Here is a 22,583-nt window from a genome sequence, read left to right on the forward strand (position 1 = left end):
GAAGCAAGTGATCTGATGGCAACATGAAGAAGGGTATTCCGGGACACAGCCCGGAATACCCTTCTTTGTTGTTCTATTAATGATCACCGTCCAACTCAACCACCATCTGGGCTGGAGTGAGGTACGTTAGGTTCAATCATTCATTCACTCATCTTCCTCTTCCTTCAACCACTTGTTGCCTTGCGAACGGCGCATAATCACAATCACCAGTATGCCCAAAATAAGGGCTACTCCGGTGACAGTCAGTCCACTCGCTCCGGCAGCCAGCATAGGCAGCCACATGAACAACGCAGCCAGCGCATGCAGATGTAATATGAACCCCAACACCTGAGAACGACGACTCTCTCCCGAGATCGGATAGATCATGATCCAGAACGATTCACTATGACTGCGGCGCAGCGCACCAAGCTGTACACCTGCAAGCAACAGGAAGAACAGATACACGCCTACACCAAAGTAGCTGCCTGCTGTCCACCAGGATAGTAACATGCCCAATACAACTAGGCGCAACACGATGGAGAACACTTCGGTTCGAATAAACGTTTTGGTTATTAAGTAACGGTAAGCTTTCCCCGCGTTCCATGGAAGACCGCTCCCCCATTTGCTAAGCCAACGACGCGAACTTACTTTCTGTCCGGATGAAGGTACATCCACGAACCAGCCGAGCGTCCGCATCACCCTGCCAGCCTGCCCCTGCTCCACCTGAATCAGTCGTTCCCACGCTACCCTATGTTTCACCGGTATACGCAAGGCAACGATATAGACGACAGCCAGTAACAGCAGGAACCATATGCTGCGCTGTGGTGGTTGCCACAGCCATGCGCCAACCGCCAGCACTGACAGAGCCCAACGCAAGAGACGATATGCTCTTGATGCCCCGACCTGAACCATTCTTAGCTCTTGCCATGCTCCATAACTGGACAACCCTTTCCACAGCAGCAGGAATACGATGAACCAGCCAAATGGCCGTGCATCCAGATCTGCTCTAACATAGAGAGGCCACAGTGTAACAAACACAAGCAGCAGACCCAGACTTTTATAGATGATGCCCCGGGCAAAGCTGTTCTTCAAATATTCCTGCATCCGGTATTCCTGTGGTCGCAGGAACACAATATCTGCCGGAAGCAGATATGTACGATAACTGCTAAACAGCACCAGTGGCGCCAGCAGTAACAATGCAATCCAGCGAATCGGGAATTCTGCGGGAATGTTCTGAACAAACGATGTATACCAGGCGGAGAACGCAATGACGAGAAATAAAAAGACCATAGCTACACCGCTCTGGATGACATATCCCAGATAAGGAAGAATTCCGTTCCAGAATCCTGTGCGTCTTTGCTTCCATAGCAGCTTGAGATCCATGCTCAATCCCTGCCTTGTACTAGGGAATAGAACATGTGCTCCAGCGTGGCATCCGATTCCCCGAATTGAAGGCGCAATTCATGCAATGTCCCTTGAGCAATCACCTGTCCGCGGTGCAGAACAATAAAACGATCACAGTAATTTTCAATCGTGGACAGAATGTGTGAACTCAGAAGGATGGACGATCCCGAAGCTTTCATCTCAAGCATAAAATCAAGCAAGGAGCGAATACCCAGCGGGTCCAGCCCCAGAAAAGGCTCATCAATAATGTACAGTGGCGGTCCTGCCACAAAAGCACACATAATCATGACCTTTTGCCGCATGCCCTTGGACAGGTGAGTCGACAGACTTGTACTTTTTTCATTCATACGGAATAATTGCAGCAATTTCTCCGTACGTTGCTTGAAGTCAGCCTCCGACACATTGTACGCTCTTGCCGTAAACTCCAGGTGCTCCATTACCGTCATCTCATCATACAGTTCAGGTGATTCCGGTACGAATGCCATGGCCGATTGATAGATCTGGGCATCCTCGTCCCGCTTCTTGCCCATCACTCGTACTTCACCCTGTTGAGGTGTCATCAAGCCGAGAATATGTTTCATGGTTGTACTTTTGCCAGCACCGTTTAAGCCGATTAGTCCAACCATCTCTCCACGTCCGACTTCCAGATCGATACCGTGAAGGACCGGCCGTTTGGCACTATAACCTCCGCTTAGCCCGCTGATTTGCAGAACAGGCGATTGAACATTTTCCATCTATTCCTGCACCCCTTTCGTCAGATTCTATTCTTCGGAGCGTGGCGTTTTGTCTTTACTCCACTTGGGTGCTCCCTTGTTTTTACGATCCTGATCTCGCTCCGTGCGTCCTGTATTGCCAGCAGGTTTGCTGCCCGATGGACGCGAATTGGAAATCGTAGCTCGAGTACCGCCATTGCGGCTGCCCTGACCCTGACCTGGTTTACGATCTCTGGATTGTCCTGGTTTTCTGGAGAACGAATGTCCCTCCGGGCGCGTATCCGGACGCGGATCAGCCTCCAATACTTTACCGCCGAAGAGTACACGTTCTGACAGTTCGATTCCAAGCTCGCGAGCGAATTTGCGCATAATGAAAATCTGAGTTTCATCCACAATGGAGAGTACAATACCCGAACGTCCCATTCGGCCTGTACGACCTGCGCGGTGAACATAATGCTCCGAATCAAAGGCAGGGTCATAGTTAATGACCATTGGCAATCCTTCGATATCCAGTCCTCTGGCAGCGACTTCGCTGGCAATCAGCAATTGCAGTTTGCCATTACGGAAGGCAGACAATACGTTACTTCGGGTCACTTTGTCAGCATCCCCATACAGTGCAGCAGCGGACAAGCCCAGATGATTCATTTTTGCTTCCACTTCACCAATATCTTCGGTTGCATTCACAAATACGATTGCGCGATCCGGATTATACTGTCTAACCAGACGACGCAGCATGTCGATTTTGTTACGGTTTTCTTCTACAAAATAATAATGCTCAAGGCCCGCAGCCGTAGCACGATCCGGTTCGATTCCGATCTGAACAGGCTCTTTCATCTCACGCTTCGCGAGTCCAGCCGTATGCTCATCAATCGTTGCGGACAGGAAGATCAACTGACGGTCCCGCAATGCGCTCTTGAGTACAAAGTTTACGTCACTTACGCCGCCAAGTTGGAACACTTGGTCCGCTTCATCGATAACAATCGTAGAGACGTTGTGCATTTTCAGTTTTTTGAGTGTAATCAATTCCTTCAGTCGTCCCGGTGTGCCCACAACCAATTGTGGATGCTCACGCAGCTTCTCGATCTGACGTTTTGCCGCCGCGCCACCAATCAGACCCAATACACCAATTTTGCGTTCTTCCCCGTAGCGCTGTGCCTCACGTACAATCTGCATCGCCAGCTCTTGTGTAGGTGCAATAACGAGTTTCTGCGTACCTTTGACATCCATTTTGATGGATTGTAGCATTGGCAGGAGATATGCCAGCGTTTTCCCTGTTCCCGTCTGGGATTTGGATACAACATCCCGCCCTTCCAGAATAACTGGTATGGTCTGAGCCTGTACAGGTGAAGGTTCGTTAATGCCATGTTTCGCCAAAACGGCCTCCAGATCCTGTTCCACGCCAATTGAAGCAAATGTTTGATTCGTCATGTATGTCCATCCTTTTAAATTATTCATTTTGATGTTATATAAGTTCAACTAATCATTATTTACACTGACACTTCGAGGACAGAACAACCTTCCGATCACTGTTATCCCCAGATTTTTTTGATTCCTTTTTTAAAAGGAAAATTCCGTTGATAAAGGTGAAGCGTATGCTTCCGATGCAGCTTTCTTTCAGAAAGCTTTTAGCTTCGCTTCTTCAGGTTATTTCTGTCCTCTCCGTTATTGTGTAAATGTTAGTTGAACATATAAGTTGCTTGTACGGATATAACCGAAGCCTGTCATCACATTACCTTTCATTATATGCGAAAAAAGCCCGTGTACCAAATCTTATTCCAGGATTGTATGTAAACACGCCAAAAAAAAGAAAAGCCCCTCGGCGGAGCCTTTCTCTCATCCCGTATATGATGCCTCGTATCACATTTACTTCTGATTCATTACACCGTGCGACAATCGATCTGCAAGACGAGGAAATAGCTGGTACAGCCACATGCCAGCAGAAGCAAGTCTTGGCAGATTCACTTCTTCCTTGCGCTTTTTCATTGCCCGAATCATATGACCCGCAACATCTTCCGGTTTCAACATCATCCAACGTACATTATTCACATAGTTGCCAGATGGGTCAGCCCGTTGGAAGAATGGTGTATCAATCGGACCTGGATTAATCGTTGTCACCATGACGCCAGTCTTGCGAAGCTCTTGACGAAGCGCATTACTAAATCCGAGTACAGCATGTTTCGTTGCTGTATAGGAAGCGGATTTGGCTGTACCGATTTTGCCAGCCATCGAGGCCACATTCACAATCTGACCTTTGCCCCGTTCCAGCATTTGTGGAAGCACTGCTTTGGTGCAGCGGACAATGCCCATGTAATTCACGTCCATCATCTCATCGAATTCCTGTACAGACATCTCCGTCATTGCCGCGAATTTCCCGTAACCAGCGTTGTTCAACAAAATGTCGATTCGTCCGTATTTATGCAATATCGCCTCTACAGCTGCCTGAACCTGCTCACTATCCGTAACATCAAGTGTGAGTAATTCATGCGGCCCTTTCAGCGAAGCACCAATCTCTTCCAGCTTGTCCCGCGAACGGGCAGCCAGAATCGGGATGGCTCCTTCTTCTATCAGCATCTGCGCACACAGCGCACCGATACCACTCGATGCACCTGTAATAAACACTACCTGGTCTTTCAGCATACCCGATGTCCTCCCGTATTGAACACATATTGCCTCTTGAGGCATATGGCTCTATTCTACGAGATCATGACCTGAATATCCATCTCACCAATGCCATCCATCAGCAAAGGAATGCTCAGTGCTTTTGTTGCACTAAATGTGGTCAGATGTTCGGACTTCATCACTTGTGGAGGTGTAATATCAACTACAACACCCTGGTTCGACAGGATGGTGCTGGCATTACCACTGATCATATTACCCAGTTCCGAAATTGCACTTTTGCTCATTTCATCCATCTCTGTAATGACAAAACCGCCCATCATTGCAGATACAATTTTCAATGCAACTTGTTCATTGATTCCAAATACTATGTTTCCGCTAAGTTGTCCAGTCATTCCAATCACGATCCAGACATGGTCTGCAATGAACTCTACATTTTTCACGCCAAGACTCCCGGTGGAAGGCGAAACCTGGATGAGCTGTTCGAATACGTTCCGTGCCGATTCCAGGAAAGGATTAATCACTTCCGCTTTCACTGTCTATGTCCCCCTCACACTGGGTTATTGGTCACACACCAAAAGTCCCATATTCATTAAATTTATTATACTTTATCACGTACAAGAATTCATTAAGAATTCGTTAAATCATGTGTACTATAATTTATCGTCATCCGTGGGGCAAATGTTTATAGCTGATTCTAGCGAATAAACGGAGCTTTTCACTTCTTTTGAAGAAAGCATTTCGATCATCGTGCGTGGTAAAAGGCATTTAGGACTTTATTACTGCTTTTTCATAACTGTTAAAAAAATCAAATTCTTGTATTCACGTTTTTTTCACAGTCTCTTGAACTACTTTTACTCCCGATAATTCCCTTCATTGCTCTGCTGTCCTGAATCACCTATAATTTAAGATAACGGAACAATAACCAGTGACGGTATTTCATCGCACCACATCTACATATCGAAGATACTTTTCCTGCAAGGAGGCCACCTATGAACATAAGCCAACTGGAGACACTAATTACCATTTCCAAAACGATGAGCTTCCGCAAAGCGGGTGAACTTCTCAACTTGACTCAGCCTGCCGTCTCAGCCCAGATCAAAAGCCTCGAGGACGAATTCAGCACCGTTCTTGTGGATCGTAACCAACCCGTTACCCTCACAGACCGTGGACAGGTATTTCTGGAACATGCTGAACGGATGCTCGACATCGTTGATGAGTTGAAACAAAAATTATCCGATCTCGATGAAACGCCTCAGGGACGGATTGTGTTAGGCACAACGACTTCCATTGCTATTCAGATCTTGCCAAGGGTGTTATCCTATTTCCAAGATCAATTCCCGCTCATCAAAACCAGTATTCAATCCCTTCCTTCATCACAGATCTATACCCAGGTCGAAAATGGTCTGGTTGATATTGGTATCGGTTATCTTACGGAGCGTAATCCCAACCTGAATACGTCTGTGCTGTACTATGACACATTTGAACTCGTGGTATCTCCTTCCCACCCGTTGGCGAAGAAAAAACATGCTGCAGTGGATGTACTCCGGAGCACTCCATTGATTCTGCTGTCTCCTGATACCGTAGGGCGACGATTTACGGAAACCATTTTCAAGAAACATAATATTGAACCCAATATTGTAATGGAGTTGTCCAGCAGCGAAGAAGTGAAACGGATGGTCGAAATTGATCTCGGGGCAGCTGTCATCTCCAAACAATCTGTTGCGCATGAGTTGCGTCAAGGTACATTGCGTATGATACCCTTAAGTGAGCTGGAGGTCAGTCATCCTGTTGGTGTCATCTATAAGTCCAGCCGGTACCTCAACTCCGCGATGCAGCAATTCATAAGTGACCTCAAAGGCATGCCGGAAACCCAATTCATCAGTTCAGAATGACAATGAGCCATGAGAAAGGAAGGATTCCATATGAAATTTGATCTTCATACCCATCATTTTCGTTGTGGTCACGCAGACGGCAACATCCGCGATTATATAGAGGCAGGTATTAAGGCAGGGCTTCAGGCCATCGGGATCTCGGATCATACGCCATACTTTGGCAGTGAGCTTGAGCAGGCATTTCCACGGATCGCAATGGGCAAGTCTGAATTGCAGCATTATGTGAAAGAAGTCCTTGCTCTGAAAGAAGAGTACGCTGGTAAAATCGATGTGTTACTCGGCATTGAATCGGATTACTTCCCTGTTCATGCAGAATTGTACCGTACCACACTGGGACAGTATCCTTTTGACTATATTATTGGTTCCGTTCATCATACCGAGGATGTAAGCATCTTCAACAAAACGCGGTGGAACGGACTGAGCGATGCTCGCAAAGTTGAAGTGAAAGAAAGCTATTATTCATTAATCCGGCAATCGGCACGCAGCGGCATGTTCCAGATTCTTGGACACATTGACGCGATGAAAGGAAATTATCCACCGTTCTCCGAAATTATCGCGGATCAGGCCATTGATGAAACGTTGCAGGTCATTGCAGAATCCAATGTAGCGATCGAAATTAACACATCTGGCAAAACCAAACTCAGCGGTGGCTGGTACCCTTCAGATGCCATTCTGGAACGTGCCCATCATTATGGGGTGAAGGTGACTTTTGGATCGGACGCTCATAAACCACAGCGGGTTGCAGATGAGCTGGATGATGTTCGTACACGTCTGCTGGAGATCGGATTCACTGAATGGGTGTATTTTAAGCAAAAACAGATGCAGGTTGTATCACTGTAAAAAATATAGAACCACAGGTAACCCCCACAGCGCGCTTGTTTACGCCGTGGGGGTTTTGTATTGCCCTATATAAGGAAATATAATTAAATTTTACACGATAACGGAGAGGACAAAAATAACGTGAAGAAGCGAAGCGGGCGCCTAAAAGCTTTCTGAAAGAAAGCTGCATTGGAAGCATACGCTATCAACAGATTTACCCTTTTCAAAAGGGAATCAAAAAATCTGGGGATAACAGTGATCGGAAAGGTATTCTGTCATCGGAGTAGCCAGTGTATATACCATAGTTAACTTATATGGACAAAAAAAATGAACCCGCTCGCGCGGGTCCCAACAGCATTATCTATTATCAAAAAGGGGGTCATGAGATAAGTTTACCCCCTGTCTGTTAGAGTTCAATTGCAGCTATATTTCAATTGTGTAACAAATGATTGAAGTTCGATTCTTTCACGTTTTACTACTCTTACTCTATGTTATTGCGGCTTGTCAGATACCAGTGTGTGCAAGTCTTTCTCCTGAAGCGGGCGTACGTATTGTTCCCGATACATGCTATACACTTTAACATCCATCAAAGATTCTGATCCTTCGTCATCCTCATCATGCAATCCAAATGAGGGAAGACTCCGTTCGTAAGTCATTCCTATTTTGCTTAGCACCCGTTGTGACGAAACATTGGCCTCATAACAACGTGCCTCCACCCTCCACAGATGAAGATCGTCAAATCCAAAATGCAGCAGCCGCTGTACCGCCTCGGTAGCCACACCTCTGCCCCAACAGGACCTGTTCAGGATATAACCAATCTGTGCGGTACCATTCTGATCATTCCAGTGCTGGAACGAGGTAATCCCAATGACCTGTTCCTTACCTCTCCAGCAGATCCCATAATGTAACGAATCCAGCTTGGCACTGCTGCTTCGTATCTGGTTTAATAACCGTCTCGCCCTGATCGGTGTGGGCTGGCTTCCCCGATTCACATATCGTATGACTTGAGGATCGGAAAAAAGTTCCGATAATGTGCTGTAATCACTTTGACGCAATGCTCGCAGGACAAGACGCTCTGTCCACAAAGCCGGCAGACCTTGAACCAGCATTTTTCGGGTAAGCATGACAATCGCTCCTTTTGCCTAACGGGCTTGAGTCCGGTAAGACAAGCATGCTCTGAAGGTGATCCGGCGTAATATCATATAAACGAGTCCACGAACTTTAGTATTCGCATTATAGTATTAACATATTGTATCATTCAATTCCTAACGCTAAAGAGCCTAGGTGTTGACTACTCCTGCAACCCGCGGTAGATGCCCGTACGAATCTCACGGATATAGAAATCCAGTGCAGGAACATTCGCGGACTGTGCAATCTGTACTTCTCGCTCAATATCATAAGGTACCCGCACAAATTGAACATTGAACGGGGTATTGCTATCGTTGCTCTCTTCACCCTCCAGAATACAGTAGGAAGCCTGGGGAAGATCGAGCGGATTACCGACACTGCCTGCATTAAACAGTAATTTTCCATTCATATACTGCAAATATGCATTATGCACATCCCCATAACCTACAACATCTGCAACACCTTGCGCAGACTCATCAGTCGGAGAATCAAACATCGCCAATCTCTTTTCCATTGCGTCCCAAGGCTGCACACGATGGTACACACTTTGAGGTGATGCGTGGACCAGACGGATGGTGCGACCGCTCAGTTGAAATTGATGACTGAAGGGCAGGCTCGCCAAATACGCCAATCGTTCCTCACCCAACCGTTCTGCTTGCCACGTAAAGTTCTCGTTGTCCTGGTTAACCGCAACCAGTTCATCCCAGTTACCGCGGATGACAATTTCACACGCCGCTCTAATCCCATCCACAACCTGCACCGGTTCTGGTCCCTTGCCCACGAGGTCACCAAGACAAAAGATTCGCTTTACGCCGCGACTTTTGATATCTTCCAGCACTGCTTCCCAGGCAGTCATGTTGCCATGAATGTCGGATACAATCGCAATTCGTTCCATCTGGATAACCTCCATTCATGTTGAATCGTTCACTGTTGTACGTTTACACTTGCCACTCCGATGACAGAATAACTTTCCGATCACTGTTATCCCCAGATTTTTTGATTCCCTACTTCAAAGGGAAAATACGGAGATAGCGTATGCTTCCGATGTAGCTTTCTTTCAGAAAGCTTTTAGGCGAACAGTTCGCTTCTTCACGTTATTTCTGTCCTCTCTGTTCTCATGTAAAAAGTTTAGTTGAACTAATATGATTTCATATTCCTTTTATGTGGTTAATCCTTTAAGCTCAAAAACTGTTAATTCCGGTCTGCACAAAAAACGAATGGGCAGTTGGGTCATGCCAAAACCACGATTCACATACACGGGCATCTGTGTCTGAGTGGAGTAATATACCCCCTGGACATTCGTGTAATACAGCCCCTGAACATACTTGTGTGAACCTCGGGGAGTTGTCAGTGCCCCTACCCATGGAAATCGTACCTGTCCACCATGGCTATGACCGGAAAGCTGCAATCCGAAACCATAGGGCGTGGCAATGTCGGCATAATCCGGTTCATGCATAAGCAGCAATTTCCACACATCTTGATTCAATCCCTTGATGGCTTGGGCAGGATCAGGCCTGCCTGTAAGTGCGTCATCCAAACCAGCTATGGCCAGACGTTCGCCCCCTTGTTCAATCACCACATGTTCGTTCCTTAACAACTTGAACCCTGCTTCATGGAACATGGCAGCCACTTCATTCTGCTGTCCGCCCCGATAATCATGATTCCCCAAAACAGCAAATTTGCCATACTTGGCTTGCATGGAGGCGAGTACCGGAATACATTCACGCATCGGCTCTGATTCCCTCTCGACTATGTCTCCGGTAAAACAAATCAAGTCCGGTTGCTGCTCCTCAATCGTTGCCGCCAGCTTTCTCATCTCTTTCACTCCGGTATGAAAACCAAGATGGGCATCACTGAACTGAACTACACGCAATCCGTCAAACGCCTTTGGGAACTTCGGAAGTTTCAGTTCCACTTGCTTGATTTCCAGACGACGCGGCTCCCAAAGCCAGGCATAACCCCCGGTGAGCAAGCTCGCACCCGCCGTCATCAAAATCATGCGAAATAAGAAACTTCGGCGAGAGGGATCATGATCCTTTTCCTCTCCAGGAAACACAGACTCTTCTGAACCCGGTGCCTTGTACGAGCGCTGGGACGGCGAGTTTTTGCTACCCTGACGCGGTGTCTCTGCCATATCTCCCCCTCCTTCTACGCTCCATATCCATCCCCTTAGTATATCATATTCTTCATGGGTAGCCCGGTTCCTCTGCTTCAGCACAAAAAGAAGCCGGGATCTCCGGCATATTGCTGCACGGGATCACGACTTCTACTATGTTGCAGATTACACTTCTGCACCTGTTATGACGAGATTATACACCCAACCAGCGTTTGAACATATGCTTGGTTGTTTGTTTGTTCATTTCCGCAATGGAGGTTGTCAATGGAATGCCTTTTGGACAGGATTGCACGCAGTTCTGTGAGTTACCACAGCCCTCAATGCCTCCGTCTTCCATCAACGCTTCCAGACGATCGTCGGCGTTCATCTCCCCTGTTGGGTGAGCATTGAACAGGCGCACTTGGGACAGTGCTGCTGGACCGATAAAGTCTGTTTTCTCATTAACGTTCGGGCATGCCTCAAGACATACACCACATGTCATGCATTTGGACAGCTCGTATGCCCACTGACGCTTCTTCTCTGGCATCCGTGGACCTGGACCGAGGTCATAGGTACCATCGATTGGAATCCATGCTTTTACGCGTTTCAGGGCGCCAAACATCCGGCTACGGTCAATGACCAGGTCACGAACCACCGGGAAGGTCTTCATCGGTTCGATACGAACAGGCTGTTCGAGCTTGTCGATCAGGGCTGCACATGCTTGACGTGGCTTGCCGTTGATAACCATGGAGCAGGCACCACAGACTTCTTCGAGACAGTTGGAATCCCAGCATACAGGAGCAATGGATTTGCCATCTGTATTTACCGGATTACGCTGAATCTCCATCAGGGCGCTGATCACATTCATGTTGGGACGGTACGGTAGCTCAAATTCTTCGTTGTACGAAGATGACTCCGGGCTGTCTTGACGGGTGATGATAAACTTGACGGTTTTGTTGGCTGTAGCTTGTTCCGCCATATCGTTGTCCCCTCCTCTGGTGACGATGATTGTATTGCTGATGCGCAAAGTTACTGGTTTGGTGCACGGGAGACGCTTCGTCAGCGGAATGCCCCTCTGATCGCTGTTATCCCCGGATTTTTTTGATCACCCCTTCACAGGGTTAAAATCCGGTGATAAAGGCGAGCGCTTCGCTTCTTCTGGGCATTTCCGCTTCCTCCGCTACGTCGTGCACTGAGTCACTTTGCTGGAAACTGCACTCCATTCATGCTGGATGGGCAGTATTGAAGTGCTGAAGCATTGCTAGGCGCTATGCTTCTTCTGAGCATTTCTGCTTCCTCCGCTACGTCGTGCACTGAGTCACTTTGCTGGAAACTGCATTCCACTCATGCTGGATGGGCAGTATTGAAGTGCTGAAGCATTGCTAGGCGCTTGCTTCTTCTGGGTATTTCCCTCACGTTGATGGCAGTAACTTTGAAGAAGGCTCTGCTTCTCCAAAGTTCTCCTGCCTCTCCGTTCAGGTGCTTAATATTTAACCATATAAATAAATCCGTGATATTTAATCCTTGGAGTAATCCCGGATACGTGGTGGGATCAGGGATACGTCTACTGGCTCGTACGAGATTTTCGGGCCTTCCTTCGACCAGCTTGCGATGGTCGTTTTCAGGAACTCTTCGTCATTACGTTCCGTGAATTCCGGTTTGTAATGCGCGCCGCGGCTTTCGTTACGGAGCAGAGCGCCGAGGGTCATTGCTTCTGCCAGTTCAATCATGTTCCACAGTTGACGGGTAAACGCTGCACCCGGATTGTTCCAACCAGAGCTATCGTACATGTTGATTTTGCCATAACGCTCTTTCAATTCCTTGATCTTGCCAATCGTGGCTTCAAGCTTGTCGTTGTAGCGTACAACCGTCATGTTGGCTGTCATCCACTCGCCAAGCTCTTTATGAATAACATAGGCATTTTCTGTACCCTGCATTTTCATGATGCCTTCGTATTTATCACTTTGTTGTTTGGTGTGTTTCTCAAATACGGAAGAAGGGATATCCGCGGACGATTTTTTGAGTCCTTTGATATATTCAGCCGCTTTTGGTCCAGCCACCATACCACCATAGATCGCGGATACCAATGAGTTGGCACCCAGACGGTTTGCACCATGGTATTGATATTCACATTCACCAGCTGCGAACAGCCCTGGAATGTTGGTCATTTGGTTGTAATCTACCCACATGCCGCCCATGGAATAATGGACTGCCGGGAAGATTTTCATTGGGATTTTACGCGGGTCATCGCCCATGAACTTCTCATAGATCTCAATGATTCCGCCCAGTTTAACGTCCAGTTCCTTCGGATCTTTATGAGACAAGTCGAGATAAACCATGTTCTCGCCGTTCACGCCCAGCCCCATATCCACGCAGACGCTGAAGATCTCACGTGTTGCAATATCACGCGGAACCAGGTTTCCGTAGGAAGGATACTTTTCTTCGAGGAAGTACCAAGGCTTGCCGTCTTTGTACGTCCAGATCCGTCCACCTTCACCACGCGCGGATTCGGACATGAGACGCAGCTTGTCATCCCCTGGAATGGCTGTTGGGTGAATCTGAATGAACTCCCCGTTAGCGTAATTTACCCCTTGCTGATACACCGCACTTGCCGCTGTACCTGTGTTAATGACTGAGTTAGTCGTTTTACCGAAGATGATACCCGGACCACCACTCGCCAGAATAACCGCTTCTGCCGGGAAGGTCTGTACCTTCATCGTTTTCAGATCCTGAGCTACAATCCCGCGACATACGCCTTCATCATCCAAAACCGCCTGCAGGAACTCCCAGTTCTCATATTTCGTAACCAGGCCCGCTGCTTCCCAGCGACGTACCTGCTCGTCTAATGCATAGAGCAATTGTTGTCCTGTTGTCGCTCCGGCAAATGCCGTACGGTGATGCTTCGTGCCCCCGAAACGACGGAAATCAAGCAAACCTTCCGGTGTCCGGTTGAACATTACGCCCATACGGTCCATCAGGTGAATGATACCAGGTGCTGCTTCGCACATCGCTTTAACCGGAGGTTGGTTCGCAAGGAAGTCACCGCCGTATACCGTATCGTCAAAGTGTACCCATGGGGAGTCACCCTCACCCTTGGTATTTACCGCTCCGTTAATGCCGCCTTGTGCGCATACAGAGTGGGATCGTTTAACAGGAACCAGTGAAAATAAATGAACATGGACTCCGGCTTCAGCCGATTTGATCGCCGCCATCAAGCCCGCGAGACCGCCGCCCACAATAATTACATTCGTTGATGCCATTGATGTTCACTCCCTTATAAGTCAGCATTTAACTCGATAAATGCTTAGATTAGAACTGTTTTTACTACGTCAACCATTGAAGTTACTGCTTGGAAATCCATGCTCCGGAAAGCGAACAAGGAAGCAATAAACATAATGGAGATAATACCGAACAAGCTCATACATACATAAGAGGACACACGCTGCGCACGCGGACCCACGGTAATTCCCCAGCTAACAAGAAACGACCACAGACCGTTGGCAAAGTGGTAGGATGCCGCAACTACACTGATCAGATATAGAATAAATGTTACCGGGTTCATCACGATATCGTGAATAACACCGCCTAGCTGTTCGTGGGTGACTGTACCCAACGCAACCTGCACCCGCGTCTCCCATACATGCCAGATAACGAATACAAACGTAATGACACCACTGACACGCTGCAACGTATAACGCCAGTTGCGCTCATTGCCATAACGTCCCACGTTAGGCTTGGCCTGATAAGCAATATACAGACCGTATACACCGTGATAGAACAACGGTAACCAGATAAGGAGCGTTTCCAAAACAATAACCAGTGGCAGACTGTTCAAGAATGCAACAGCACCGTCAAAAGCTTCTTTGCCGCCTTCAACTGCCGAGAAGTTCGTCACCAAATGCTCAACAAAAAACAAACTGAGCGGAATGACGCCAAGCAAGGAGTGCAGCTTTCTGGAGTAAAACCCTTTCATAAAATGTCGATCCCCTTTCGCTAAATACAACGTTTTCATAAATAATTTTACTTATCATGACACGAATCCTTTTCCATGAAAAGGTTCGACAAATTGTTCCGTTTTCCCCAGGTGTGAACAACTTGTGTCACGCTTCATGTTACTCCTTTTTTTCTTATAAGGGAATTGCAATATAATTATTAAATGTTATAACCTATAGGTATAAGTAGTGAAACATTGGGTTTACAGGCCATACAACATGGAAAACGATTAATCAAGGGCAAGAATCACACTCATGGAAAAGAGGTCATTGTTCATGTTCGAGGAGTTAAATGCATTTGCAGCGGTTGTGGAGCAGTCCAGCTTGAACCGTGCATCCAAGTTACTGAACTTGTCCCAACCCGCACTCTCACGCAAAATATCCAAATTGGAGGATGAACTCGGGGTCGCTCTCTTCCACCGCCGCGGCAAACGACTGGAGTTAACCAGTGTGGGCCAGTTCGCCTATACCTTCGCGGTTGAACAGAAGCAGCAGCAACAGAAATTCCTCACCATGCTCGCCCAGTATAAAGACGAAGAACAGAGCACCATTACACTCGGAGCCAGTCTGACGACGCTTCAAACCACGTTGCCACCTCTCGTCAATGCCTTTATGGAGAAACATCCAAATGCCGAACTAAAACTGTTGACGGGAAAAACACATGAGATTGTCTCGTTTGTGCGTGACAAAAAAGCCGATGTGGGCATTGTCGCCTCCTCCATCAGTGAAGTGGGGCTTAACTGTGTGCCGCTCTTTGATGATCACCTGGAACTGGTTGTGCCGCTCACACACCCCCTGTCAGGTAAGGAAGCGGGGATGGAACACTTGCAGGATCTGCCAATGATCACGTTCTCCAAAGGTACCTGGTATCGCAAATTAACGGACGACCTCTTTCAGCGCTGTGCCGTAATGCCGGATATTCGCATGGAGATTGATTCCTTCGAAGCGATCATCCGACTTCTGCCTTCCGCCAAAGCTGCTGCGCTATTGCCCAAGTCATATCTTCGTCCGCAATTGCTCGCGGACAATGATCTTGTTTCTGTTCATTTGCCACAATTACAGCAGACCCGAAGAACAACCTGCATGATCTATGGGGATAAAGAGGGCCTCAGCGAGACCTCCAGACAATGGGTCAAGGAGACGGTTGCACTCTTTACAGCAAAGGCGCCATTGCCCTCACGGAGGACTACGACGCCTTAGCTTTGATCTGAATGAGCCAGGCTCCAACGTCTGGCTTTCATTTTTAACTCATGATGATTATCAGCTCTCCTGGCTAATAACCTCTTCTTCAAATCGGTCGATATCTGCATTATTACCAATAATGACCATGATATCCCCCATCTGAAGCGAGTCTAGTGCTGTCGGAGCAATAATGACCCCGGCTTCTTTCTGTAGCGCCACAATGCTGCAACCAAAGCGTACACGTGCATTCAGGGTTGATAATGTTTTGTTGTGCAGACAGGCGGGAACCTTCATCTCGACAATACTATAATCATTGGATAATTCAATGTAATCCAGCAAGTTCGGGGTAACCAGCTGATGGGCAACACGAATACCCATATCCCGCTCGGGATAAACCACACGATCAATCCCCAGCTTATCCAGTGCTCTTCCGTGAAGAACGGATATGGCCTTGGCTACGACCGTCTTGACGCCCAGCTCTTTTAACAGGATCGCGGTGAGAATGCTCGTCTGAATATCATCCCCGATAGCTACGATACCACAATCAAAATTGCGAATACCCAGAGAGCGCAACACTTCCTCATCAGTCGCATCGGCTACAACGGCATGGGTAACCAATTCACTCATGTCTTCGACGACTTCTTCATTTTTATCGATACCGAGTACCTCGTAGCCGAGTTCCATTAATTCCTGTGCCAAACTGGAGCCAAAACGCCCAAGCCCAATCACCGCAAACTGCTGTGTTTTCATTGTTCTTCACGAACCCCTTATCCAAATCAAATTCATAACTCACCAAATTTTATCCAATAATCATTTTGCCTTCCGGATACCTGTATAATTCCTTACCCTTTTTCTGCCCAAGTGCATACGCTAATGTAATAGGTCCAAGCCTTCCTGCAAACATCGTAAAACAGATCAGGAGCTTGCCCAGAGTGGTCAGCTTCAGCGTCAGTCCGAGCGATAATCCCACGGTGCCAAAGGCTGAAGTTGTCTCAAATAGGATCATCATAAAACTGGCTTCTTCTGTGGTGCTCAGCACCATTGTTACGGCTATGATGAACAAGAGCGCCAGTAATGTAATGGTAAGCGCCTTGAAAATCCGTTCCTGTACGAGACGATAGCGGAAAAACACGATATCTTCACGTCCACGCATCATCGCAATGACCGCTCCAGCCATAATCATAAATGTCGTTGTTTTGATCCCGCCTCCGGTAGAGCCCGGTGATGCCCCAATGAACATCAGGATGATCATAAAGAACTGCGTTGCCTGTCGGAGCCCGGCAATATCTACCGTATTGGCTCCTGCTGTTCGCGGCGTAACGGACTGGAAGAATGAACCGAGAATTTTGCCACCCCAGTTCAGGCCACCGAGTGTCCGCGGATTGCTGAATTCGAATACGAAAATGACAAGTGCACCAAAAACAATCAACAATCCAGTCATTAACAGGACAACTTTGGAGTGCAGAGACAGCTTTCGCGTTTTGCGGTAATCCACCAGATCTGACAACACCACAAAACCGATACCGCCAGACACAATCAGGAACATCGCTGTAAAATTCACCAGCGGGTCATATACAAACCCAGTGAAACTGCGAAAATCCCCAAACATATCGAATCCGGCATTGTTGAACATAGAGATGGCATGCCAATATCCATAATAGATCGCCTGTCCGACCGGCATGTCAAATGACCAGCGAATCGCAAACAACGTGCCACATATGCCTTCGATAATAAGCGAGTAGATCACAACTTTGCGAATTAGCCGGACAATGCCCTCCATCGTGCTCTGATTCATCGCTTCCTGCAGAATCAGCCGTTCTCTAAGCGAAATCCGCCGTTTGAACGCAATGGCAACCAATGTAGACATCGTCATGAAGCCCAGTCCACCAATCTGAATCAGAATCGCAATGACAACCTGACCCAGCACTGAGAAATGAGTGCCTGTATCAACCACAACCAAACCCGTGACACAAACGGCCGAAGTTGCTGTAAATAGCGCATCAATAAACGCAAGACTGTGGCCGCTACGGCTGGATGCCGGAAGCATTAAAAGCAGTGTGCCTACCAATATGATGCCAGCAAACCCTAACACAAGAATACGGGGTGGCGATAATCGTATCCATTGAACATTCAGTTTCACTTGAGTATCTTCCACCTCTTCTACAATGAAAATAACTCCACACTCGTGGAGCCTTCTTCATATGAAATGCTGTTGCCAAACGTTAAACATGTATGATTCAGATTAAAACGACATATATAATGAAGTTGGAATATATTCTATTCGTTCCCTTGTTGGGCGAAAGACATGCGAATCGTTGCACATTTGCTTCAAAATTATAAGCGCTGCGGCGTTTGTAGACAAAACGTTTTTTGTGTAAATAGCATCGAATTCAGCCAAAAAGGGAAAAACTCAGATATGGCGACGAATGAATCAGATTCTTTCGGTCCTTTTCATTCATTTTCAAGGATTTACACTTGTTTTCGTTACATCATTGGCATTCGGTGCTTGGCCTGTGCTATGTTAACTTAATATCCATATTAGTGCGTGTTCAAAAAGGGCGGTTTTCAGTACCAAGAAGATGGGATGAAGCTAGAAACTTTTTGAACAACCTCTATTAAATAAGGAGGAACAACATTACATGAATCCCTTAGGGCAGCCTTTGCTACTCAAGGCTAACTTCAAGCGTCTAGGGTTGCTTGCGGCGATTGGCCTGATTCTATTTTTTGTATTTCAGATCTTTCCTGCTACCTCATCGCAAACAACCGAAATTTCGTCCACGTCCTTCATAAGCAAGGAGCAGGCGACGCAAGCCGCACGATCATTCGCAGCTTCTGTGGATGACTATACTTTGCCAAATGATGGTGGAAAACCCTTGGTAACCTACCAGACACATTCCGATATCTACGGGTATATGGCCAAAACCAAACAACTTGATACCTATAACCAGAAATGGGAAACAAGCTATCCTTACGATGTATACCGCGTTCGTTTGCCTGACATAGACAGAGGCGGTTATCTTCATGTTGACGTACATATGAAAACAGGAAAAGTGGTCGGCTTCAAACGGGAACTGCCTTCTTCCCTCTACACCGCCATTGAGGCGGAGCAAAGCACCGGGAAAGTGACCACATCGCAAGTACTTGCCGAAGGCAATATGTCACTGGACGAGAAAGAACAGTTGGCGGCTGGCGTTCTGACCGAATTCGGTTATGAAGTGCCCACACTTCAACTGGATACTCGCGATGGTGAAGCGGGACTGAAGTATACAGATCCTGCAAAAGTCATTGGAGATTCCAAGCTTGAACTGAATTTTACGTTTGAAGATGGAGCCGTACGATCATTCGATCCTGGCTTCTCGGTCCCTGAATCCCATACCGACTATGTAAAAGCTCAAACGCGCCAAGCCAATTGGATGACGTATGGTGGCTATGCATTCCTGACCTTTGTTCTGGGCGTGCTCGCCATCATCTATAGCATTCTGACCCGAGCACATACGTCCTTTAAACGCGGGATCATTCTCTCGCTGGTGTATTTCGCAGCATCGGTTATTGGTACGCTGAACATGATTCCACTCTTTCAGGCACAAGGGCTCTCCAGCTTCATGTTAGCGTTCCTGATGTTATTGCAGACAGGTATTACGCTGGTCATGAGTGCAACCATCTATCTGTCCCTCGTTGCCGGTGACGGCATGTGGCGTAAAATAGGTCTGAATCCTTGGCCTCGTGCCAAAGAACCGGGATACGGAAAATATGTACTTCACAGTATGTTTGCCGGTTACCTGTGGGCATTCATTCTGTTGGGTGTTCAATCCATCCTGTTTTTCATTCTAGAGCGAAGCATCGGCACATGGTCAACGACGTCAGCAGATCAATCTACATTTAACATGACCTATGCCTGGCTCTTCCCGATCATGGCCTGGATGGCCGGTATCGGTGAAGAAGCCGTCTATCGACTGTTCGGCATTCGCATGATGCAGAAGATTGTGCGTAACACGTTTATTGCCTGTCTGATCCCAACGATCATTTGGGCACTTGGACATACGTTATATCCGATCTACCCGGTCATAACCCGGCCCATTGAGCTGATGGTCATTGGATTGCTGTTCAGTCTGATCATGCTGCGTCACGGCTTCATTGCCGTTGTATTCGCCCATGTGATCTTCGACAGCTTACTGATGGGACTCAGCCTGGTCTTTATGGGAGATGCCCTGAATATGGCTGCCGGACTCTTCTGGATTGTACTCCCGGCCATCGTTGGATATCTTGTCTACAAATTCAATCCAAAACAAAAAGAGAAGCCGTATGTTACGACTCCTCATCCCGAAGTGCTGCAATAATCTGATTTGCCAACTTGTCACCAATAGATAGAGGCCGGAAGTCTTCGACGCTGGCCTCTTTTATTTTGCGCAAAGAGCCAAAATGCTTCAACAGCAGTTTACGCCGCTTCTCTCCGATCCCCGGAATGGCATCCAAACGTGATGTTACCATCGACTTGCCACGCTGTTCCCGGTGGAACGAGATCGCAAAACGGTGGACCTCTTCCTGTATCCGCTGCAACAGGTAGAATTCCTGACTATCCCGAGGCAGGGAGATGACTTCCGGTGGATTACCGATCATCAACTGTGAAGTCTTATGCTTCGCATCCTTCACCAGTCCGCATACCGGAATAAACAGCCCCAGCTCATTTTCCAAAATATCGACCGCAGCCGAGATCTGCCCTTTACCACCATCGACCACAATCAGGTCAGGCTGAGTCAGGTTTTCTTTTAATACCCGCTCGTAACGGCGACGAATAACTTCCCGCATGGTTTCATAATCATCCGGTCCTTCAACTGAACGGACCTTGTATTTCCGATATTCCTTCTTATCCGGTTTACCATCGGTAAATACGATCATGGCAGATACCGGGTTTGTACCCTGGATGTTCGAGTTATCAAACGCTTCGATACGGTGAAGCTGATCCAGTCCAATAAAACGTCCCAGTCCTTCAGCAGCTTTGGATGTCCGTTCTTCATTTCGCTCAATCAGGCGGAACTTCTCTTCCAATGCTACACGTGCGTTATCCACAGCCATGGTGATCATCTGGCGTTTCAATCCACGTTGCGGGATGAGCACTTTGACCTCCAACCACTCCTGTAAAGCAGCAGCAACCTGAGTCGGGTCTTCCAGACCTGCTGGGAGCTTTTCAGTTGAAGCGGTTGTATCCGTTGTAAGAGCATCCTCTTGCATACTGTCAGGCTGTTCACCTTCTGACTCCGCGGAACTTCCATAAGCTGCACGGGTCTCAGCAACCAGTGGCTGGTTAGCGGTACTTTGCTCCGCTTGTTGCGCCTCTACCGTAACTGCGGCAGGCACCGATCCATCAGCACCAGAACTCGTATCCGTACTGTCATCACCGGTCGGCATATCTTTGGGCATTTCCGGCAACAAAATTTCTTGTGGCAATGCCGGATTATCACTGTAATATTGCGTAACGTAGGACATGAAGTCACTATACGCCTCACCGTAAAACGGGAAAGTGGATACGTGACGTTCAATCATTTTACCCTGACGCATATATAGAATCTGGACACACATCCAGCCTTTATCAATGGCAAACCCAAATACATCCCGGTCTCTGGCATCGGCCATCGTAATTTTCTGTTTTTCCATCATCGCATCGATGGCGATCACCTGGTCGCGCAGTTCCTTGGCCCGTTCAAAATAAAGATCCTCCGCGGCCTCCTGCATCTTGCGCTGCAAGTCCTTCTTGATCTCTTCGTGACCACCGCTTAGAAATGAACCAATCTCTTGTGAAATCTGGTCATACTGCTCCTTCTCCACTTCCTTCACACAAGGGGCAAGACATTGTCCCATGTGATAGTACAGGCACACTTCTTTGGGCATTACACCACATTTGCGCAGTGGATACATACGATCAAGCAATTTTTTCGTTTGGTGTGCCGCATACGAGTTCGGATAAGGTCCGAAGTATTTGGCTTTATCTTTCAGCACACGCCGGGTTACTTCCAGACGGGGGTGCTTTTCATTCGTAATTTTAAGATACGGGAAAGTCTTGTCATCCTTAAGCAACACGTTATAACGCGGCATATGTTTCTTGATCAGGTTACACTCCAGAATGAGTGCTTCCATATTGCTGCCCGTCACGATATATTCGAAATCACGGATTTCGGATACCAGACGCTGAGTCTTTCCGTTATGACTGCCGATAAAATAAGAGCGTACACGGTTCTTCAGCACTTTGGCCTTACCGACATAGATAATCGTGCCTTCACTGTTCTTCATCAGGTAACATCCAGACATATCTGGCAACAAAGCGAGCTTGTGACGAATCTGCTCCAATGCCTTCTCCTGATCCTGCAAATCATTCATGAATTGATCCATAATTCGGTGAATCCTCCTTCCCGAAAAAGCTGAAATCCTCACCTTACAAATAATTCACACAAACGCTACGATAACAGAACAACCTTCCAATCGCTGTTATCCCCAGATTTTTTTAATTCCCTTTTACAAGGGGAAAATCCGGTGATAAAGGCGAACGCTTCGCTTCTTCAGGTTATTTCTGTTCTCTCCGCTAAAGTGTAAATAATTAGTCTAATACATATTACAACTGAAATTCGGATGAAACTTGCAATGGCTATGCTTTGCCGAGATCATTTCTGTCTTCTCCGTTAACATGTAAATTTCCAGTTTCATTTTATATAAATAGTATACTTTATATTGTCCTATATAAAGGTATTCGACGCAAAACGCCCCCGGT

Annotated in this window: 18 protein-coding genes; 4 read left to right on the forward strand and 14 right to left on the reverse strand. The window is 47.3% G+C overall.

The genetic code is table 11. The features are described from left to right. Window positions 1-144: 144 nt before the first annotated feature. The 5 genes from NLBNIHML_RS11515 to NLBNIHML_RS11535 form a co-directional block, all read right to left on the reverse strand. Window positions 145-1,362 carry an ABC transporter permease gene (locus tag NLBNIHML_RS11515; RefSeq protein ID WP_494354411.1) on the reverse strand — a complete coding sequence of 406 codons (1,218 nt, stop codon included), beginning with the start codon at window positions 1,360-1,362 and terminating at the stop codon, window positions 145-147. 2 nt (window positions 1,363-1,364) lie between these two features. Then, entirely contained in the window at window positions 1,365-2,117 is a 753-nt protein-coding gene (locus tag NLBNIHML_RS11520; protein WP_339257191.1) for an ABC transporter ATP-binding protein, read from the reverse strand. A gap of 27 nt (window positions 2,118-2,144) precedes the next feature. Further along, window positions 2,145-3,524: a DEAD/DEAH box helicase gene (locus tag NLBNIHML_RS11525; RefSeq protein WP_494354412.1), complete on the reverse strand. Its 1,380-nt coding sequence runs from the start codon at window positions 3,522-3,524 to the stop codon at window positions 2,145-2,147. 435 nt (window positions 3,525-3,959) lie between these two features. Continuing rightward, window positions 3,960-4,733: an SDR family NAD(P)-dependent oxidoreductase gene (locus tag NLBNIHML_RS11530; protein ID WP_494354413.1), complete on the reverse strand. Its 774-nt coding sequence runs from the start codon at window positions 4,731-4,733 to the stop codon at window positions 3,960-3,962. A 56-nt stretch (window positions 4,734-4,789) separates the two neighbouring features. Further along, complete coding sequence (locus tag NLBNIHML_RS11535; RefSeq protein ID WP_062837913.1) at window positions 4,790-5,248, reverse strand: chemotaxis protein CheX; 459 nt, start codon at window positions 5,246-5,248, stop codon at window positions 4,790-4,792. A 456-nt stretch (window positions 5,249-5,704) separates the two neighbouring features. Between NLBNIHML_RS11535 and NLBNIHML_RS11540 the strand changes: the two genes are divergently transcribed. After that, on the forward strand, window positions 5,705-6,607 hold the full coding sequence (locus NLBNIHML_RS11540; RefSeq protein ID WP_036605798.1) for a LysR family transcriptional regulator: 903 nt from the start codon (window positions 5,705-5,707) through the stop codon (window positions 6,605-6,607). A 30-nt stretch (window positions 6,608-6,637) separates the two neighbouring features. Next, window positions 6,638-7,447, forward strand: coding sequence for a histidinol-phosphatase (locus NLBNIHML_RS11545; protein ID WP_339237417.1), 810 nt, complete (start codon window positions 6,638-6,640; stop codon window positions 7,445-7,447). A 470-nt stretch (window positions 7,448-7,917) separates the two neighbouring features. Here NLBNIHML_RS11545 and NLBNIHML_RS11550 read toward each other — a convergent pair whose 3' ends face one another. The 6 genes from NLBNIHML_RS11550 to NLBNIHML_RS11575 form a co-directional block, all read right to left on the reverse strand. Beyond that, window positions 7,918-8,550 (reverse strand): GNAT family N-acetyltransferase, encoded by a 633-nt coding sequence (locus NLBNIHML_RS11550; protein ID WP_339257195.1) that lies wholly within the window; start codon window positions 8,548-8,550, stop codon window positions 7,918-7,920. Window positions 8,551-8,717: 167 nt separating this feature from the next. Continuing rightward, window positions 8,718-9,449 (reverse strand): metallophosphoesterase family protein, encoded by a 732-nt coding sequence (locus NLBNIHML_RS11555; protein ID WP_339257196.1) that lies wholly within the window; start codon window positions 9,447-9,449, stop codon window positions 8,718-8,720. A gap of 264 nt (window positions 9,450-9,713) precedes the next feature. Further along, the gene (locus tag NLBNIHML_RS11560) at window positions 9,714-10,688 is read right to left on the reverse strand and encodes a metallophosphoesterase (protein WP_494354414.1); all 975 of its coding nucleotides are present in this window, start codon (window positions 10,686-10,688) and stop codon (window positions 9,714-9,716) included. A gap of 175 nt (window positions 10,689-10,863) precedes the next feature. Further along, window positions 10,864-11,628: a succinate dehydrogenase iron-sulfur subunit gene (gene sdhB, locus NLBNIHML_RS11565; protein ID WP_339237426.1), complete on the reverse strand. Its 765-nt coding sequence runs from the start codon at window positions 11,626-11,628 to the stop codon at window positions 10,864-10,866. 538 nt (window positions 11,629-12,166) lie between these two features. Beyond that, window positions 12,167-13,909, reverse strand: a complete 1,743-nt coding sequence (gene sdhA, locus NLBNIHML_RS11570) for a succinate dehydrogenase flavoprotein subunit (protein ID WP_253440597.1) — start codon at window positions 13,907-13,909, stop codon at window positions 12,167-12,169. A 44-nt stretch (window positions 13,910-13,953) separates the two neighbouring features. Next, the gene (locus NLBNIHML_RS11575) at window positions 13,954-14,622 is read right to left on the reverse strand and encodes a succinate dehydrogenase cytochrome b558 subunit (RefSeq protein WP_315937826.1); all 669 of its coding nucleotides are present in this window, start codon (window positions 14,620-14,622) and stop codon (window positions 13,954-13,956) included. A 295-nt stretch (window positions 14,623-14,917) separates the two neighbouring features. Here NLBNIHML_RS11575 and NLBNIHML_RS11580 point away from each other — a divergent pair, with 295 nt between their 5' ends. Further along, a complete protein-coding gene (locus tag NLBNIHML_RS11580; protein ID WP_339237432.1) occupies window positions 14,918-15,841 on the forward strand; it encodes a LysR family transcriptional regulator in 924 nt (307 codons plus the stop codon). Window positions 15,842-15,901: 60 nt separating this feature from the next. Here NLBNIHML_RS11580 and NLBNIHML_RS11585 read toward each other — a convergent pair whose 3' ends face one another. Next, window positions 15,902-16,573 carry a potassium channel family protein gene (locus tag NLBNIHML_RS11585; protein ID WP_091020848.1) on the reverse strand — a complete coding sequence of 224 codons (672 nt, stop codon included), beginning with the start codon at window positions 16,571-16,573 and terminating at the stop codon, window positions 15,902-15,904. Between the two features lie 49 nt (window positions 16,574-16,622). Beyond that, window positions 16,623-17,963, reverse strand: a complete 1,341-nt coding sequence (locus NLBNIHML_RS11590) for a TrkH family potassium uptake protein (RefSeq protein WP_494354415.1) — start codon at window positions 17,961-17,963, stop codon at window positions 16,623-16,625. A 499-nt stretch (window positions 17,964-18,462) separates the two neighbouring features. On the opposite strand from NLBNIHML_RS11590, the gene NLBNIHML_RS11595 reads away from it, so the two are divergent. Then, window positions 18,463-20,160 (forward strand): CPBP family intramembrane glutamic endopeptidase, encoded by a 1,698-nt coding sequence (locus tag NLBNIHML_RS11595; RefSeq protein ID WP_339257199.1) that lies wholly within the window; start codon window positions 18,463-18,465, stop codon window positions 20,158-20,160. Here NLBNIHML_RS11595 and uvrC read toward each other — a convergent pair. Beyond that, window positions 20,129-22,207: an excinuclease ABC subunit UvrC gene (uvrC, locus tag NLBNIHML_RS11600; protein WP_494354416.1), complete on the reverse strand. Its 2,079-nt coding sequence runs from the start codon at window positions 22,205-22,207 to the stop codon at window positions 20,129-20,131. The genes NLBNIHML_RS11595 and uvrC overlap by 32 nt on opposite strands. Between the last annotated feature and the right edge of the window lie 376 nt (window positions 22,208-22,583).

Source organism: Paenibacillus sp. JNU01, from assembly GCF_059130585.1.

Bases quoted from the DNA above. Each gene is read 5' to 3' on its own strand.
- NLBNIHML_RS11515 (WP_494354411.1), bottom strand. From the start codon at position 1,362: ATGGATCTCAAGCTGCTATGGAAGCAAAGACGCACAGGATTCTGGAAC.
- NLBNIHML_RS11520 (WP_339257191.1), bottom strand. From the start codon at position 2,117: ATGGAAAATGTTCAATCGCCTGTTCTGCAAATCAGCGGGCTAAGCGGA.
- NLBNIHML_RS11525 (WP_494354412.1), bottom strand. From the start codon at position 3,524: ATGACGAATCAAACATTTGCTTCAATTGGCGTGGAACAGGATCTGGAG.
- NLBNIHML_RS11530 (WP_494354413.1), bottom strand. From the start codon at position 4,733: ATGCTGAAAGACCAGGTAGTGTTTATTACAGGTGCATCGAGTGGTATC.
- NLBNIHML_RS11540 (WP_036605798.1), top strand. From the start codon at position 5,705: ATGAACATAAGCCAACTGGAGACACTAATTACCATTTCCAAAACGATG.
- NLBNIHML_RS11545 (WP_339237417.1), top strand. From the start codon at position 6,638: ATGAAATTTGATCTTCATACCCATCATTTTCGTTGTGGTCACGCAGAC.
- NLBNIHML_RS11550 (WP_339257195.1), bottom strand. From the start codon at position 8,550: ATGCTTACCCGAAAAATGCTGGTTCAAGGTCTGCCGGCTTTGTGGACA.
- NLBNIHML_RS11555 (WP_339257196.1), bottom strand. From the start codon at position 9,449: ATGGAACGAATTGCGATTGTATCCGACATTCATGGCAACATGACTGCC.
- NLBNIHML_RS11560 (WP_494354414.1), bottom strand. From the start codon at position 10,688: ATGGCAGAGACACCGCGTCAGGGTAGCAAAAACTCGCCGTCCCAGCGC.
- sdhB (WP_339237426.1), bottom strand. From the start codon at position 11,628: ATGGCGGAACAAGCTACAGCCAACAAAACCGTCAAGTTTATCATCACC.
- sdhA (WP_253440597.1), bottom strand. From the start codon at position 13,909: ATGGCATCAACGAATGTAATTATTGTGGGCGGCGGTCTCGCGGGCTTG.
- NLBNIHML_RS11575 (WP_315937826.1), bottom strand. From the start codon at position 14,622: ATGAAAGGGTTTTACTCCAGAAAGCTGCACTCCTTGCTTGGCGTCATT.
- NLBNIHML_RS11580 (WP_339237432.1), top strand. From the start codon at position 14,918: ATGTTCGAGGAGTTAAATGCATTTGCAGCGGTTGTGGAGCAGTCCAGC.
- NLBNIHML_RS11585 (WP_091020848.1), bottom strand. From the start codon at position 16,573: ATGAAAACACAGCAGTTTGCGGTGATTGGGCTTGGGCGTTTTGGCTCC.
- NLBNIHML_RS11595 (WP_339257199.1), top strand. From the start codon at position 18,463: ATGAATCCCTTAGGGCAGCCTTTGCTACTCAAGGCTAACTTCAAGCGT.
- uvrC (WP_494354416.1), bottom strand. From the start codon at position 22,207: ATGGATCAATTCATGAATGATTTGCAGGATCAGGAGAAGGCATTGGAG.